The organism is Bradyrhizobium sp. Ce-3 (assembly GCF_022835695.1).
Lineage (GTDB): Bacteria > Pseudomonadota > Alphaproteobacteria > Rhizobiales > Xanthobacteraceae > Bradyrhizobium.
On record NZ_BQUV01000007.1, the window covers coordinates 307,102 to 322,804 of the forward strand.

General features: G+C 65.6%; 16 protein-coding genes. 5 read left to right on the plus strand and 11 right to left on the minus strand.

Annotated elements, in window-relative coordinates:
• Positions 1–27: 27 nt before the first annotated feature.
• From BRSPCE3_RS24890 to dnaK, 8 genes are all read right to left on the minus strand, one after another.
• Positions 28–651, minus strand: coding sequence for a 2,3-bisphosphoglycerate-dependent phosphoglycerate mutase (locus tag BRSPCE3_RS24890; protein WP_244068930.1), 624 nt, complete (start codon positions 649–651; stop codon positions 28–30).
• A gap of 46 nt (positions 652–697) precedes the next feature.
• Complete coding sequence (gene dapB, locus BRSPCE3_RS24895; protein WP_244068931.1) at positions 698–1,510, minus strand: 4-hydroxy-tetrahydrodipicolinate reductase; 813 nt, start codon at positions 1,508–1,510, stop codon at positions 698–700.
• 149 nt (positions 1,511–1,659) lie between these two features.
• The gene (locus tag BRSPCE3_RS24900; RefSeq protein WP_244068932.1) at positions 1,660–1,956 is read right to left on the minus strand and encodes a DUF1330 domain-containing protein; all 297 of its coding nucleotides are present in this window, start codon (positions 1,954–1,956) and stop codon (positions 1,660–1,662) included.
• 23 nt (positions 1,957–1,979) lie between these two features.
• Positions 1,980–2,690 carry an orotidine-5'-phosphate decarboxylase gene (gene pyrF / locus BRSPCE3_RS24905; RefSeq protein ID WP_244068933.1) on the minus strand — a complete coding sequence of 237 codons (711 nt, stop codon included), beginning with the start codon at positions 2,688–2,690 and terminating at the stop codon, positions 1,980–1,982.
• Positions 2,691–2,696: 6 nt separating this feature from the next.
• Positions 2,697–3,275, minus strand: coding sequence for an NADPH-dependent FMN reductase (locus BRSPCE3_RS24910; RefSeq protein WP_244068934.1), 579 nt, complete (start codon positions 3,273–3,275; stop codon positions 2,697–2,699).
• 51 nt (positions 3,276–3,326) lie between these two features.
• Positions 3,327–3,929 (minus strand): class I SAM-dependent methyltransferase, encoded by a 603-nt coding sequence (locus BRSPCE3_RS24915; RefSeq protein WP_244068935.1) that lies wholly within the window; start codon positions 3,927–3,929, stop codon positions 3,327–3,329.
• A gap of 100 nt (positions 3,930–4,029) precedes the next feature.
• Positions 4,030–5,160 (minus strand): molecular chaperone DnaJ, encoded by a 1,131-nt coding sequence (gene dnaJ, locus BRSPCE3_RS24920; RefSeq protein WP_244068936.1) that lies wholly within the window; start codon positions 5,158–5,160, stop codon positions 4,030–4,032.
• A gap of 182 nt (positions 5,161–5,342) precedes the next feature.
• Positions 5,343–7,244 carry a molecular chaperone DnaK gene (gene dnaK, locus BRSPCE3_RS24925; RefSeq protein ID WP_244068937.1) on the minus strand — a complete coding sequence of 634 codons (1,902 nt, stop codon included), beginning with the start codon at positions 7,242–7,244 and terminating at the stop codon, positions 5,343–5,345.
• A gap of 564 nt (positions 7,245–7,808) precedes the next feature.
• Between dnaK and BRSPCE3_RS24930 the strand changes: the two genes are divergently transcribed.
• Entirely contained in the window at positions 7,809–8,744 is a 936-nt protein-coding gene (locus tag BRSPCE3_RS24930) for a hypothetical protein (protein WP_244068938.1), read from the plus strand.
• 97 nt (positions 8,745–8,841) lie between these two features.
• Complete coding sequence (pncA, locus tag BRSPCE3_RS24935; protein ID WP_244068939.1) at positions 8,842–9,552, plus strand: bifunctional nicotinamidase/pyrazinamidase; 711 nt, start codon at positions 8,842–8,844, stop codon at positions 9,550–9,552.
• A 216-nt stretch (positions 9,553–9,768) separates the two neighbouring features.
• Here pncA and grpE read toward each other — a convergent pair whose 3' ends face one another.
• Both grpE and hrcA read right to left on the minus strand, forming a co-directional pair.
• A complete protein-coding gene (gene grpE, locus BRSPCE3_RS24940) occupies positions 9,769–10,374 on the minus strand; it encodes a nucleotide exchange factor GrpE (RefSeq protein ID WP_244068940.1) in 606 nt (201 codons plus the stop codon).
• A 164-nt stretch (positions 10,375–10,538) separates the two neighbouring features.
• A complete protein-coding gene (gene hrcA / locus BRSPCE3_RS24945; RefSeq protein ID WP_021078184.1) occupies positions 10,539–11,627 on the minus strand; it encodes a heat-inducible transcriptional repressor HrcA in 1,089 nt (362 codons plus the stop codon).
• Between the two features lie 195 nt (positions 11,628–11,822).
• Between hrcA and rph the strand changes: the two genes are divergently transcribed.
• The 3 genes from rph to hemW are packed head-to-tail and all read left to right on the plus strand — an operon-like array spanning position 11,823 to position 14,327.
• A complete protein-coding gene (gene rph, locus BRSPCE3_RS24950; protein WP_021078183.1) occupies positions 11,823–12,536 on the plus strand; it encodes a ribonuclease PH in 714 nt (237 codons plus the stop codon).
• 11 nt (positions 12,537–12,547) lie between these two features.
• A complete protein-coding gene (gene rdgB, locus BRSPCE3_RS24955) occupies positions 12,548–13,183 on the plus strand; it encodes an RdgB/HAM1 family non-canonical purine NTP pyrophosphatase (protein WP_244068941.1) in 636 nt (211 codons plus the stop codon).
• Positions 13,170–14,327: a radical SAM family heme chaperone HemW gene (gene hemW, locus BRSPCE3_RS24960; RefSeq protein ID WP_244068942.1), complete on the plus strand. Its 1,158-nt coding sequence runs from the start codon at positions 13,170–13,172 to the stop codon at positions 14,325–14,327. Before rdgB ends, hemW begins: the two co-directional genes overlap by 14 nt.
• Positions 14,328–14,415: 88 nt before the next feature.
• Here the strand turns inward: hemW and BRSPCE3_RS24965 are convergent, their stop codons facing one another.
• Positions 14,416–15,630: a penicillin-binding protein activator gene (locus tag BRSPCE3_RS24965; protein ID WP_244068943.1), complete on the minus strand. Its 1,215-nt coding sequence runs from the start codon at positions 15,628–15,630 to the stop codon at positions 14,416–14,418.
• Positions 15,631–15,703: the final 73 nt, after the last annotated feature.

The window sequence follows — 15,703 nt, forward strand, 5'->3', positions numbered from 1 at the left end:
CTTTCACCGTCACCCTGAGGAGCGCGCCTACCCCGCCAGATCGACCTTCGACGCCACGGTGGAATCGGCGTTGAGGCGATAGACCACCGGCGCGCCGGTGCCGAGTTCGCGCTTGAGGATCTGCTCCGGCGTCAGCTTCTCCAGCACCATGATCAGCGCGCGCAGCGAATTGCCGTGCGCGGCGATCAGCGTGCGCTGGCCGCGCAGCACGCCGGGCAGGATCTCCTGCACGTAATAGGGCAGCGTGCGCGCCAGCGTGTCCTTCAGGCTTTCGCCGCCGGGCGGCGGCACGTCGTAGGAGCGGCGCCAGATCAGGACCTGGTCCTCGCCCCACTTCTTGCGCGCGTCGTCCTTGTTGAGGCCCGAGAGATCGCCGTAGTCGCGCTCGTTGAGCGCGAGATTCCTCGTGGTCGGCAATCCGGTCTGCCCGATCTGCTCCAGCATCAGCTTCAGCGTGTGCTGCGCGCGGGTGAGGTCGGAGGTGAAGGCAACATCGAACGACAGGCCCTGCGCCTTCAGCTTGCGGCCGGCGTCCTTGGCTTCCGCGACGCCCTGTTCGGTGAGATCGGGGTCCTTCCACCCGGTGAACAGGTTCTTCAGATTCCAGTCGCTCTGACCGTGACGAACGAGCACAAGAAGACGATCACTCATTTCAGATTCCGTTTTCGCTTGGCTGGATTTTGTCTGGTCGGGCGGTTCAGTCGCTCAATCCGAGAACGTCGGTCATCGAATACATGCCGGGCTTCTTGCCGTGCGCCCACAGCGCCGCCTTCAGCGCGCCCTGCGCGAACAGCGCGCGATCCTCGGCATGATGCGACAGCGTGATGCGCTCGGAGGGACCGGCGAAGATCACGCTGTGATCGCCGGCCGCGGTGCCGCCGCGCAGCGAGGCAAAGCCGATGTCGCCGGCACGCCGCGCGCCGGTGAGACCGTCGCGGCCGCGCGCCGAGTGCTGCTCGAGCGCGATCTTGCGTCCGGCGGCCGCGGCCTCGCCCAGCATCAAGGCGGTGCCCGACGGTGCATCGATCTTCGACTTGTGGTGCATCTCGAGAATTTCGATGTCGAAGCTCTGGTCGAGCGACTGCGCGACGCGCTTGACCAGCGCGGCGAGCAGATTGACGCCGAGGCTCATATTGCCCGACTTCACCACGATGGCGCGGTTGGTGACGCTGCGGATCACCGCATCGTCGGACTGCGACAGGCCGGTGGTGCCGATGACGTGGACCAGGCCGCGCTCGGCCGCGATCGCGACATTGGCGATGGTCGCAGCCGGCACGGTGAAATCCAGGATGCCGTCGGCGGCCGCCGACATCGACCACAGATCGGCCGACAGCTTGACGTCGTTGGCGGGAAGGCCGGCGAGCACGCCGGCATCCTTGCCGAGCAGTTCCGAGCCCGGCGCTTCCAGCGCGCCGGCCAGCACCGCCCCCGGGGTTTCTGAAATCACCCGCGTCAGCGTGCGGCCCATCCGGCCGCCGGCTCCCGCAACAATCAGACGCATGTCAGCCATGGCTCACCTCTCCCCGCCGTATAAAGCATGATCCGGCAAAGTGGAAACCGGTTTTCCCTCGCGACAAACGCGAAGCGCGTTTGCGCGGGGATTATGCCTGAACGGCGGTCGTCGCCGGCCGTTCCGGCGACCGAGCCTGCCCGTGCGGGCTACGGGCTTTCATGCCCCTCGATGATGATGAGGTCGGCGATCGAGTGCGGCTGCCGCACCTTGATGTTGGCCTGGTATTCCGGCGATTGGTAGCAGGCGAGCGCGGTCGCATAATCGGGGAATTCGATCACGACATTGCGCGATCGGCTCTGGCCCTCCACGCCGGTGAACTTGCCGCCGCGCACGATGAACTTGCCGCCGAATTTCTGGAAGATCGCCGGGTTGGCCGCCATGTAGGGCTTGTAGCCCTCCTCATTGTGAACGTCGACGCGTCCAATCCAGTATCCCTTCGCCATCTCTGTTCTCCCTTGTTGTCGATTCAGGCGAGCGCCTGGGCGATCTCGGCGTGAATGGCTTCGGCTGCGGCCTTCGGATCGGCGGCGGCCACGACCGGCCGTGCCACCACCAGATAGTCGGCGCCGGCCGCGATCGCATCGGCCGGAGTCATGATGCGCTTCTGGTCGCCGGTGTCGGAGCCCGCAGGGCGAATGCCCGGTGTCACCAGGTTCACCTGGTCGCCAACGATCTTGCGCAACGAGGAAGCCTCTTCGGGCGAACTCACAATGCCGTCGACACCGAGCGCCTGCGCCTGCCGCGCCCGCGCTTCGACGAGATCGGAGACGTTGAGACGATAACCCGCGGCATGAAGGTCGCTGTCGTCGTAGGAGGTCAGGACGGTGACCGCGAGGATCTTCAGGCCGGAGCCGGCACGCGCCTCGACCGCAGCCTTCATGGTCTGCGGATAGGCATGCACGGTGAGGAAGGTCGCGCCAAGGCTCGCGACACTCTCGACGCCGCGCGCAACCGTGTTGCCGATGTCGTGCAGCTTGAGATCGAGGAAGACCTTCTTGCCTGTGCTTGCCAGCTGTTTTGCGAGCGGCAGGCCGCCGGCATAGGCCAGCTGATAGCCGATCTTGTAGAAGGTCACGCTGTCGCCGAGCCTGTCGATCATCGCCTCCGCGGCGGCCACGGATGGCAGATCAAGCCCCACGATCAAGCGGTCTCTCGGAGCGATCCTGGCTGGCTGCATGTCACCTCACATCATGCGTTGGGAATGGTCGATCAGCTGCCGCACCAGCGCCCGCATCGTGTCGATGTCGGCCTGGTGTTTCAGGCGATCCATATCGTCATAGGCCTGCTCGGCAAATGACAGCGCGAGCTGGTTCGGGATCACGGCGGCGTGGCATGCCGACAGGATCAGACGCAACGCCGCCAGCGCGCGGGTGCCGCCGAGCCGATTGCCGGATGCCGCAGCCATTGCGAAGGCACGGCCGCGGAACACCTGGCCGCGGGTCTCGTGCGGATCCTGCACGCGGCTGACCCAGTCGATGGTGTTCTTCACCAGCGCCGGCACCGAGGAATTGTATTCCGGCGTCACGATCAGCACGCCGTGATGGGCGCCGATCATCCGCTTCAGATTGACCGCGTGCTGCGGCACGCCCGATTTCGCCTGCAGGTCGCCGTCGTAGATCGGCAGCGGAAAATCGCCGAGCGAGATCCGGGTGACGTCGGCGCCCAGCTGCGCGAGCTCATGCGCGAGCACGACGGCCAGCTTCGCGTTGAGCGAGCCCGATCGAAGCGATCCGGGGATCACGAGGATTTTCAGCGCTGACATTTCGAAATCGCGGTTAGGGCGCGTGCCCGGCGCGATGACGCAGGGCGATGATCAGCCCTTGCGATACACCCAGACCCGCGCGGGCGGAAGGTTCATCCAGATCCGCTCGGACGCTTCTGTGGACACGCCGGGCAGCGACTTCGGAATTGGAGGCGCCACCGAATAGGTGAACTGAACGAAGGGCGCGCCGGGCGCCAGTGCCAGGAAGGCGTCGCGGATCAGCTTCAGGCGGGTCAGCATCGGCTTGGTGACCAGCGGCAGGCCGGAGACCACCGCCGAGGCCGGCGTCTTCATGACGTCCCACAGCGTATCGCGCAGCCTGTAGGCATCGCCCTGGACCACCTTGGCCTGCGGATAGCGTTCGCGCAGCAGCGCACAGAAGCCGGGATTGTATTCGACCAGGACGAGACGCTTCTGATCGACGCCGTGCTCGATCAGCGCGTTGGTGATCGCGCCGGTGCCGGGCCCAAGCTCGACCACCGGGCCGTCGGCTTCGGGATCGACATATTGCGCCATGGTGCGCGCAAGCAGCCGTCCGGACGGCATCACCGCGCCCATATGCAGCGGCTTCTCTATCCATGAACGGAGAAAACGAACCTCGTCGTCGAGACGGAGGGGCTTCTTCGACGCACGCACGGACGATTGCAGAGGCATGTCGCTACCAGGCGGGACCGCGCACAATCGAGCGGTTGTCAGAAAACAGTCACAAACACGTATAGATCGAAGTCGTTACGGTCAAGCATAACGACTGCGGCTAGACGGAGCGGCTTCCGAAGAAGTCCTTGACCTTAGAGAAGAAACCCGCCGCCTCCGGCTGGGTTGCGCCGGACGACAGCTTTTCGAACTCCATCAGCAGTTCTTGCTGTTTCTTGGTCAGATTCTGCGGCGTTTCGACCACGACCTGGACATACATGTCGCCGGTCTGGCGCGAGCGGAGCACCGGCATACCCTTTGATGCGATGCGGAATCGCCGGCTGGACTGGGTGCCGGCGGGCACCTTTACCTTGGTCTTGCCCTTGTCGATGGTCGGCACCTCGAATTCGCCGCCGAGGGCTGCGGTCACCATCGAGATCGGCACGCGACAATGCAAGTCGGCGCCGTCGCGCTGGAAGAACTGATGCGTCGTCAGCGACAGGAAGATGTAGAGGTCGCCGGGCGGTCCGCCGCGGACACCGGCCTCGCCTTCGCCGGCAAGACGAATGCGGGTGCCGTCCTCGACGCCCGGGGGAATGTTGACCGACAGCGTGCGCTCGCGCGTCACCCGGCCGGAACCGGCGCAGGAGGTGCAGGCGTCCTCGATCATCTGGCCACGGCCCTGGCAACCGGGGCAGGTCCGCTCCAGCGTGAAGAAGCCCTGGGCCTGCCGGATACGGCCGGCGCCGCCGCAATGCGGGCAGGCCTTCGGCTTGGTGCCGGCCTTGGCGCCGGTGCCGGAGCAGGATTCGCAGGTCACCGAGACCGGGATCTCGATCTGCGCGGTCTTGCCCTGGAAGGCCTCCTCGAGCGTGATTTCCATGTTGTAGCGCAGGTCGGCACCGCGTTCGCGGCCGCCGCCGCCGCGGCGCTGCCCGGCCATGCCGAACAGATCCTCGAAGATGTCGGAGAAGGAAGAGGCGAAGCCGGCGCCGAAGCCGGGGCCGCCGCCGCCCATGCCCTGCTCGAAGGCGGCATGGCCGAAGCGGTCGTAGGCGGCGCGCTTGTCGCCGTCCTTCAACACCTCATAGGCTTCGTTGATTTCCTTGAACCGGACCTCGCTGCTGGCGTCGCCCGGATTCTTGTCGGGATGCCATTTCATCGCGAGCTTGCGGAAAGCCGATTTCAGCTTGGTCTCGTCCGCGTTCCGCTCGACCTCGAGGGTCTCGTAATAGCAGCGCTTGGTGGACATCCTTCAATTCCGTCCGAAGTTCGTCGCGATCGCCAAGGATTGCGCCAAGCATTGCGCAAAGAATCGCGTCAAGGATTGCGCCTGTCTGGAAGATGCAGCGATCGCCTTAAAGAAAAATGACCCCCACTCCTCCGAGACGCCTGGCGTGCTCATTGGTGTGAGGGTCATGATCGCAAGCCCGCTTAGGCAGACTTCTTGTTGTTCTTGTCGTCGTCGACCTCGGTGAACTCCGCGTCGACAACGTCATCCTTCGCAGCGTCCTTGGCCGCATCGGCCTCGGCCTGCTGCTTGTACATGGCCTCGCCGAGCTTCATCGAAGCCTGCGCCAGCGTGTTGGTCTTGGCCTTGATCGCCTCGGCGTCGTCGCCCTTCAGCGCTTCCTTGAGGTCGCTGACGGCATCCTCGATCGCCCGGCGATCGGTCTCCGGGATCTTCGAGCCGTGTTCGGCCAGCGCCTTCTCGGTCGAATGCACCAGGCCGTCGGCATGGTTCTTGGCGTCGACCGCCTCGCGGCGCTTCTTGTCGTCGGCCGCGTTGGCCTCGGCGTCCTTGACCATCTTGTCGATGTCGGCCTCGGACAGACCGCCGGATGCCTGGATCCGGATCTGCTGTTCCTTGCCGGTCGCCTTGTCCTTGGCCGAGACGTTGACGATGCCGTTGGCGTCGATGTCGAAGGTCACCTCGATCTGCGGCATGCCGCGCGGAGCCGGCGGAATGCCCATCAGGTCGAACTGGCCGAGCATCTTGTTGTCGGCCGCCATTTCACGCTCGCCCTGGAAGACGCGGATGGTCACGGCGCCCTGATTGTCTTCGGCGGTCGAGAACACCTGGCTCTTCTTGGTCGGGATCGTGGTGTTGCGGTCGATGATGCGGGTGAACACGCCGCCCAGCGTCTCGATGCCCAGCGACAGCGGGGTCACGTCGAGCAGCAGCACGTCCTTGACGTCGCCCTGCAGCACGCCGGCCTGGATCGCAGCACCGATCGCGACGACCTCGTCGGGATTGACGCCCTTGTGCGGCTCCTTGCCGAAGAACTGCTTCACGACTTCCTGGATCTTCGGCATGCGGGTCATGCCGCCGACCAGCACCACTTCGCCGATCTCACCGGCGGTCAGGCCGGCATCCTTCAGCGCCTTGCGGCACGGCTCGATGGTCTTCTCGACGAGGTCGGCCACCAGCGCCTCGAACTTGGCGCGGGTCAGCTTCATCGTCAGATGCTTCGGACCGGTCTGGTCAGCCGTGATGAACGGCAGGTTGATTTCGGTCTGCGTGGTCGACGACAGCTCGATCTTGGCCTTCTCCGCAGCTTCCTTCAGGCGCTGCAAAGCGAGCTTGTCGTTGCGCAGGTTGATGCCCTGCTCCTTCTGGAATTCGTCGGCGAGATAACCGACCAGGCGCATGTCGAAATCTTCACCGCCGAGGAAAGTGTCGCCATTGGTCGACTTCACCTCGAACACGCCATCGCCGATCTCCAGGATCGAGACGTCGAAGGTGCCGCCGCCGAGATCGTACACGGCGATCGTGCCGGCCTTCGTCTTGTCGAGACCGTAGGCGAGCGCGGCAGCGGTCGGCTCGTTGATGATGCGCAGCACTTCGAGGCCGGCGATCTTGCCGGCGTCCTTGGTGGCCTGACGCTGCGCGTCGTTGAAATAAGCGGGGACGGTGATGACGGCCTGATCGACCTTCTGGCCGAGATGCGCCTCAGCGGTCTCCTTCATCTTCTGCAGGATGAAGGCCGAGACCTGCGAGGGCGAATAGGTCTTGCCGTCGGCTTCGACCCAGGCGTCGCCGTTCGATGCCTTGACGATCTTGTAGGGGACGAGCTTCTTGTCCTTCTCGACCATCGGGTCGTCATAGCGGCGGCCGATCAGGCGCTTCACCGCAAAGAACGTACGCTCGGGATTGGTCACCGCCTGGCGCTTCGCCGGCTGGCCGACGAGGCGCTCGCCATCGTCTGTGAAAGCAACGATCGACGGCGTCGTTCGCATGCCCTCGGCATTCTCGATCACCTTGGCGTTTTTGCCATCCATTACGGCGACGCACGAATTCGTGGTGCCGAGGTCGATCCCAATGACCTTACCCATGGTTTTGATATCCTCTTTGCTACGGCAGGTTGGTTGGGCCCTGACGGCGCTCCGTACCGAACCCCCAGCGTTCACATACTCGCGATATTGCGACGGTGAGCCTGATATAGGAGAGAGGGTCCTGCCCGCAAGGACTGGACGCAACGTTGAGGCCTGAAAAGACTGACGTTTGAAAGATTGTGTCAGTCCGGCTGCGGCACCGGTTCACCCCCGCGCCAAGTTAACAAATCGGCAATGATGCCGCCCGCGGACGACCGCAAACCTCCGCAGCACGACATCAGCGCTGTTGAGTAAACGCTCACAAACGTCGTATGCGAGAGCGGCGCACGGGTCGCGGGCGCGCTGTTTGGCCGCTGGCGGTCAATCGCCGAAACGTCGGGAAACTGGAAAGTGCCTGCCAATCAGGGCGAAAAGCCCATGGAATCGGGCCTGCTGACCCGAAGCGGAGATTTGGCGGCCTGTTGCAGGGTCATCAAAACCGCTAAAAGCGGTCCGACTGAAGAGGCCATCCAGCCCTGCACCGGCCCCGTTGCGCGGCCACCAAGCAAAACCGGTAGATTCCCCATGACGCCTTTTCGAGTTCTCGTTGCGGTTGCCTTGCTGATTGCTGCCACCTGTCGTGGCTTCGCCGCAGACGTGGTGTTTCCGCCGGGCGCGCATGTCGGCATGAAGCCGCTGGTGGGCCTCGTCCGCGCCAAATCGTTCATCGGCTTCGAGACCGAGGATCAGGGCGTGAAGGTCCTGATCGCCGACCTGCCCGCGGACGCCTACAACGAGGTCGTGACCGCCTTCAAGACCAACCCCGCCGGCACCGGCAACATCAAGCCGGAGAGCCTCGAGACGCCGGCCGGCCTTGCCTACTACACCGTGGAGAGCGCGCGCGACGGGACCAGCAATGTGCGGCGCTATTCCATGATCCTGCCCGGGCCGACCTTCTCCGGCTATGTCGCGGTGCAGGTGCCGGAGAACGCCAGCAAGATCTACACCGATGACGCCGTCCGGCAGATGTTCGCCTCCGCCGAAATCCGCAAGGAGGTGCCGGTCGACGAGCAGCTTGGCATGATGCCGTTCAAGGTCACCGAGCTCAGCAATTTCAAGAACGTCCGCACGCTGGCGCCCGGCGCCGCGCTGCTGATGGCAGACGGCGACGACAAGGCCCTCGAGACCAAGCCCTTCATGCTGCTCGGCATCATCGGCTCGGCCCCGGCCACGCCGGATGATCGCGGCCGCTTCGCGCAGCAGATCGCCACCACGATCCCCGGCGTGCGCGACGGGCGCATCACCATGTCCGAACCGATCCGGATCGACGGCCAGCCCGGCTTCGAGACCCGGATCGACGCCGTCAGCGGCAAGGACAACACCCCGGTGACCATCGTGCAGTGGCTGCGGTTCGGCGCGCAAACCTCGATGCGCGTCATCGGCAGCTCGCCGCGTACCGATTGGGAGAAGGCCTTCCCGCGCTTCCGCGCGGTGCGCGACGGCATCCAGCCGCGCGGCTGATCGGGCTTTCGCAGCTCCAGTCGGAAAAATCCCACTTTCGTCGTTCGCCGAACGGAACTAGCCTCCTCGCGCAGTTACCAAAGCGAGGAGGGGCGCGATGTTGGATCGACGACAGGTTGTTGCAGGCCTCGGGACCCTGGCGCTTGCGACGCTGGTTCCAAGAACTCTCTGGGCCGCCGCGGTCAAGCCCGACGACGGCTCCGCACTGCTCGTGATCGACGTGCAGAACTGCTTCCTGCCCGGCGGCAGCCTGGCGGTGAAGGACGGCGAGCAGGTGGTGCCTGTCATCAACAAGATCGCCAAGAGCTTTGCCAATGTGGTGATGACGCAGGACTGGCACACGCCCGGACACGTCTCCTTTGCCTCGACCCATTCCGGCAAGAAGCCGTTCGAAACCGTCGACCTCGCCTATGGCAAGCAGGTGCTGTGGCCGGACCACTGCGTACAGGGCACCGACGGCGCCGGATTGTCGAAGGACCTCGCGATCCCGCAGGCCGAGCTGATCATCCGCAAGGGCTTTCACAAGGACGTCGACAGCTACTCCGCCTTCATCGAGGCCGACGGCAAGACCACCACCGGGCTTGCCGCCTATCTGAAGGCACGCAATGTCGAGCGGGTCTTCGTGGCCGGGCTCGCCACCGATTTCTGCGTGGCCTGGACCGCGCTCGACGCGCGCAAGGCCGGCTTCGAGACCTATGTCGTGGAAGACGCCTGTCGCGGCATCGACACCCAAGGATCGCTGACCAAGGCCTGGGCCGACATGGACAAGGCCGGCGTCAAGCGGATCCAGTCGTCGGATATCGCCTAGAGCATGATCCGGAAAAGTGTGAGGCGGTTTTCCGAAAAGATGCTCGAACAAGAATCTGAAGCGCGATGACGATTCAACCTGATCTCATCGCGCTCTAGGGCGTTTTCGAGCGAAGTGGATATCGGCTCGCGTGAAGAAAACGCGTCAAAACGAGAATCCAGAGCCCCGTTCCGATTCAATCGGAACAGCGCTGGCTCTTGGGTTCAGCCCAGCGGCTCAGACCGTGAAATCGGCGCTCGGGGCGGCCTTGGCGCCGCCCTTGGAGACGCCGACCAGTGCCGGACGCAGGATGCGCTCGCCGATCATGTAGCCGGCCTGCACCACCTGCACCACGGTGCCCGACGGCACCGACGCATCGGGCACCTCGAACATCGCCTGCTGGAAGTTCGGATCGAACTTCTCGCCGATCGGATCGAACTTCTTGACGCCGTTCTTCTCCAGCGCGTTGAGCAGCGAACGCTCGGTCAGCTCGACGCCTTCGAGCAGCGCCTTCAGGCCGGGATCGGCGGCTTCCTTGGTCTCGGCCGGCACGGCGTCGAGCGCGCGCTGCAGATTGTCGGCGATATCGAGCACGTCGCGGGCGAAACCCGTGATGCCGTAGGTCTTGGCGTCGGAGACTTCACGGCGGGTGCGCTGACGCAGATTCTCCATCTCGGCCAGCGTGCGCAGCGTCCGGTCCTTCGCCTCGGCGAGTTCCTTGGCCAGCGCCTCCGCCGATCCGACCTCGGGATCGTCAGGCATGATGTAGGGCTTCGAGACCACGGGCTCACCCGTCGGCGCCGAATTCTCGGTGTTGTCATTGGCCCGGTTCGGATCGGTCATGGCGTGCCTTCTCGAAAACTCGCGTCGGTTCAAATCTTGGGGATTGCTTGCCGGGATATCGTGCTTTGGGCGGCGAAAATCAAGCGCAACATGCCGGTCTCGGGCACAGGGATCTCCGGTTCGGGTGCAGAAAACCCGTCAAATGCAGACGAAATCCGATCCTGTCAGCCGCCCAGCATCTTGCTGACGATGCGCGCGGCATAGTCGACGGTCGGGATCACCCGGGCATAGTTCAGCCGGGTCGGTCCGATCACGCCGAGCACGCCGACGATCCGGCCCTGGGCGTCGCCGTATGGCGCGATGATGGTCGAGGAACCCGACAGCGAGAACAGCTTGTTCTCCGAGCCGATGAAGATCCGCACGCCTTCGCCGCGTTCGGCGCGGCCGAGCAGATCGATCACGCCGCGCTTGGTCTCGAGATCGTCGAACAGCGACTTGATCCGCTCGAGATCGTCGAGCGCGTGCAGATCCTCGAGCAGATTGGCGTGGCCGCGCACGATCAGCTGGCGGTCCTCGCTCTCGCCGCCGGACCAGCTCGCGATCCCGGCTGCGACCACCTTCTGGGTGAGCTGATCGAGCTCGGCGCGATTTTGCGTCAATGCGGTTTCGAGCTCGAGCCGGGCTTCGGCCAGCGTCCGGCCGCGGATCCGCGCGTTGAGGAAATTGGTCGCTTCGGTCAGGGCCGAGGACGGAACGCCCGGCGGCAGCGCCAGCACGCGATTTTCGACCTGGCCGTCTTCGCCGACCAGCACGACCAGCGCCTTCTCGGGCTCCAGCCGGACGAATTCGATGTGCTTCAGCCGCGCATTCGACTTCTGCGTCAGCACCACTGCCGCGGCGCGGGTCAGCCCCGACAGCCGCGTCAGCGCCTCGCCGAGCGCCGCCTCGACGGATTGCGCCCGGCCGACGGCCGCAAGCTGGGTCTGGATCGATTGACGCTCGGCCTCGGTGAGGTCACCGACCTGCATCAGGGCGTCGACGAAGAAGCGCAGGCCGAGTTCGGTCGGCAACCGGCCGGCCGAGGTGTGCGGCGCATAGATCAGGCCGAGCTGCTCGAGGTCCGACATCACATTGCGGACCGAGGCCGGCGACAGCGGCAAGGCGATCAGGCGCGAGATGTTGCGCGAGCCGACCGGCTCGCCGGTCGCGAGATAGCTTTCGACGATCTGACGAAAAATGTCGCGCGAGCGCTCGTTGAGCTGGGCGAGCCCGGCATGCGGCGCGATCAGGCCGATCGGATCGTGATGAGTCACACTCCAGTCCCTCGCAATTACTGCCTAATTTGTCGATCCAGGAGGCCGGTGACAAGCGGGCATTCAACCCCTTGATACCGGGACGATACCAGGGCCGAAAACCCTCGCCAAAACCCTTGCCAAAACCCTTGCCGCTGCCCCTTCCCCCTCCTACAAGCACGGCCAGCCAATTTTCTCGGATTTCTGGAGGATTTCATGCGGCCAAGCCGCCGTGCACCCGATGAGCTGCGTCCCGTGTCGCTGGAACGCGGCGTCGTCAAATATGCCGAGGGTTCCTGCATGGTGAAGTTCGGCGACACCCATGTGCTGGTGACCGCCACGCTGGAAGAGCGTCTGCCGCCATGGCTGAAGGGCCAGGGCCGCGGCTGGGTCACCGCCGAATACGGCATGCTGCCGCGCGCCACCCTGGAACGCACCCGCCGCGAGGCCTCCGCCGGCAAGCAGGGCGGCCGCACGGTCGAGATCCAGCGGCTGATCGGCCGCTCGCTGCGCGCCGCCGTCGATCTCGAAGCGCTCGGCGAGCGCCAGATCACGGTCGATTGCGACGTCATCCAGGCCGATGGCGGCACCCGCACCGCCTCGATCACCGGTGCCTGGGTGGCGCTGGCCGACTGCATCAACTGGATGAAGACCCGCAACATGCTGAAGACCAACGTGCTGCGCGACAACGTGGCGGCGATCTCCTGCGGCATCTACCAGGGCACGCCGGTGCTCGATCTCGACTACGCCGAAGATTCCGAGGCCGACACCGACGCCAATTTCGTCATGACCGGCGACGGCCGCATCATCGAGGTTCAGGGCACCGCCGAGAAGACGCCGTTCTCGCAGGACGAGTTCCTGGCGCTGATGGCACTGGCGCGCAAAGGTGTCGCGCGTCTGGTCGACTTGCAAAAGATCGCGGTGGCGTAGTCAGATTGGCCATGCATCGCCGAATCACCGGAAGGCTCGTCATCGCCACCCATAATCCCGGCAAGCTTGCCGAGATGCGGGAACTGCTGGCGCCGCACGGCGTCGAGGCGGTGTCGGTCGGCGAGCTCGGCCTCGCCGAGCCCGAGGAGACCGGCGATAGCTTTCGGGCCAATGCGGCGATCAAGGCGATCGCGGCGGCGAAAGCTACGGGGCTGCCGGCCTTCGCCGACGATTCCGGCCTCGTGGTCGACGCGCTCGACGGCGCGCCCGGGATCTACTCGGCGCGCTGGGCCGGCGAGGGCAAGGATTTCATGGCGGCGATGACGCGGATCGAGCGGCTGCTGCAGGAGCGCGGCGCCACCGAGCCGGCGCAGCGCAAGGCGCATTTCGTCTCGGCGCTGTGCGTGGCCTGGCCCGACGATCACCTCGAAGAGGTCGAGGCGCGGGTCGACGGAACCCTGGTCTGGCCGCCGCGCGGCACCGCCGGCTTCGGCTATGATCCGGCGTTCCTGCCCGATGGTTACACGCGGACCTTTGGCGAGATGAGCAGCATCGAGAAACACGGCCTGCCGCCGCTCGGGCTCGGCCTGTCGCATCGCGCCCGCGCCTTCGTGAAGCTCGCGGAGATCTGCCTTGAGCCACGCTGACCGGGAAGCTTTCGGCGTCTACGTGCACTGGCCGTTCTGCCTGTCGAAATGCCCGTATTGCGACTTCAACAGCCACGTCCGGCACGCGCCGGTCGATGAGGCGCGCTTCGTGCGCGCGTTCACCCGCGAGATCGAGACCACGGCCGCGCGGGTGCCGGGCCGCGAGGTCACCTCGATCTTCCTCGGCGGCGGCACGCCGTCGCTGATGCAGCCGCAGACCGTCGGCGCCGTGCTCGATGCGATCGGCAAGCACTGGCAGGTGGCGCGCGACGTCGAGGTCACGCTCGAGGCCAATCCGACCAGCGTCGAGGCGACGCGGTTTCGCGGCTATCGCGCGGCCGGCGTCAACCGCGTCTCGCTCGGCGTGCAGGCGCTGGACGATGCGTCGCTCAAGGCACTCGGCCGCCTGCACACTGCGCGCGAGGCGCTCGACGCAGTCGCGATCGCGCGAAGCGCATTTGACCGCTACTCGTTCGATTTGATTTATGCGCGCCCCGACCAGACGCCGCAGATGTGGGCCGATGAACTGAAGCAGGCGATCTCGGAAGCAGCCGAGCATCTGTCGCTCTATCAGCTCACCATCGAGGAAGGCACGCCGTTCTTCGGGCTGCATGCCGCCGGCAAATTGCAGACCCCGGATGAAGCGACCTCCCGCGCACTTTACGACGTGACGCAGGAGGTCTGCGCCCGCGAGGGATTGCCGGCCTACGAGATCTCCAACCACGCCCGCGCGGGCGCCGAGTGCAAGCACAACCTCGTCTACTGGCGCGGCGAGGAATATGCCGGCATCGGCCCCGGCGCGCATGGCCGGCTCGACATCGACGGCGTCAGGCACGCGACCGCGACCGAGCGGCGCCCCGAGGCCTGGCTGTTGAACGTCGAGGAGCGCGGCCATGGCGTCGTCACCGATGACAGCCTCAACAGCGAAGAGCGCGCCGACGAATTTCTGCTGATGGGGCTGCGGCTCGCCGAGGGCATCGATCCCAGGCGCTATGCGAAGCTGTCGGGCCGCCAGCTCGATCCGCACCGGATCGCGATGCTGCGCGAGGAAGGCGCGATCGCCGTCGATGCCGACGGACGGCTGCGCGTGACCAAATCGGGCTTCCCGGTGCTCGACGCCGTCGTCGCGGATCTCGCCGCCTAGGTCCAGGCCGCCAAAATATCGAAAACAACCCCATGCACAGTAGCTGGCGGGTGCATTAAAGCGGTTTCAGGCCGGCGCCTGACCAAAATCAGGCGCCAAAACTCTTCGGCGAGCCTGCGACCGGCGTGCTGCCGCCCGACGCCACCTTCATGACCGCAAGGCCCCGCTCATTGGTGCCGTCGGAGCGGAAGCGGAACAGGCCGTCGATGCCGGCAAAGCCGGACGGGTTGGTCAGCGTCTCCGGCGCGAAGCGCTGCGCGCCCTGGGTGCGCGCCAGCGCCGCCATCAGCGCGACGGCATCATAGGCCAGCGTCGCGGTGCGCACCGGCTCGCCGCCATATTTGGTACGGTAGCGGCCGGCGAAGCTGCGGAAGCCGGACGGATCGGGCGCGGCATAGAGGCCGCCCTGCAGGACCGGGCTCGCAAACACCCGGGGATTGTCCCACAGCCCGGTGCCGAGCAGCTGGATGTTGCGCAGATTGGCGCCGGCGGCGGTCAGCGCGTCGGCGGTCGCGACCACCGAATCGCCGTCGTCGGCGATCAGCAGCGCATCGGCCTGGCCGAGCGCCTGCGCCACGGTCCGCGCAGGGGTCGCGCGATCGGCGCCGTATTTCTCGAACGCGACGACGCGGCCGTTCTTGCGGCCGACCGCCTGCTTGAACGCGGCCTCGACCACATTGCCGTAGGCGTTATCGGGCACCATCGCGGCGAACGAGCGTTTCCCGATCCCGGCGGAATAGTCGACGATCCGGTTGACGTCGGACTCCGGCAGGAAGCTCAGCAGATAGACGCCGCGTCCGGCCACGCTGGAATCGGTGGAGAACGCGATCACCGAGGTTCCACGCGGCCGCGTCAGTTGCGCGACGGCCGGCACGGAGCCTGCGAACAATGGTCCCAGGATGATCTCGGCGCCTTCGGACAGCGCCTGCTGGGCACCTTGCGACGCGCCCTGCGCGCTGCCGCCGTCGTCCTTGATCAAGAGCTGGATGTTCGGGTTCTGGAATTCCGCCAGCGCCATTTCGGCGGCGTTGCGCATCGACTGCGCGGCGAGCCCGGCATTGCCCGAGCCCGACAGCGGCAGGATCAGCCCGATCTTGACCTGCCCGGTGCCGACCGCCTGCGGCTGCTGCTGCGGGCCGGCGGGACCGGCTTCCTGGTTGCCGCCGAACGGACTGGAAAACTGACTGAGGCTCTGCTGCACGCCGGAACAGGCGGTCAGCAATGGCGCGCCCACGAGTAGGCCAAGCGCGGTCCGCCGGGTCGTGCCCGACGGCGGGGACGTACGGTGATGCGGGCCTTCCATCGTCTCTCTTCTCTTGGCCGACCAAGATCGGCCAGGACTCCATCCACCTTCGATGAGGCGGGTGGATTTGGGC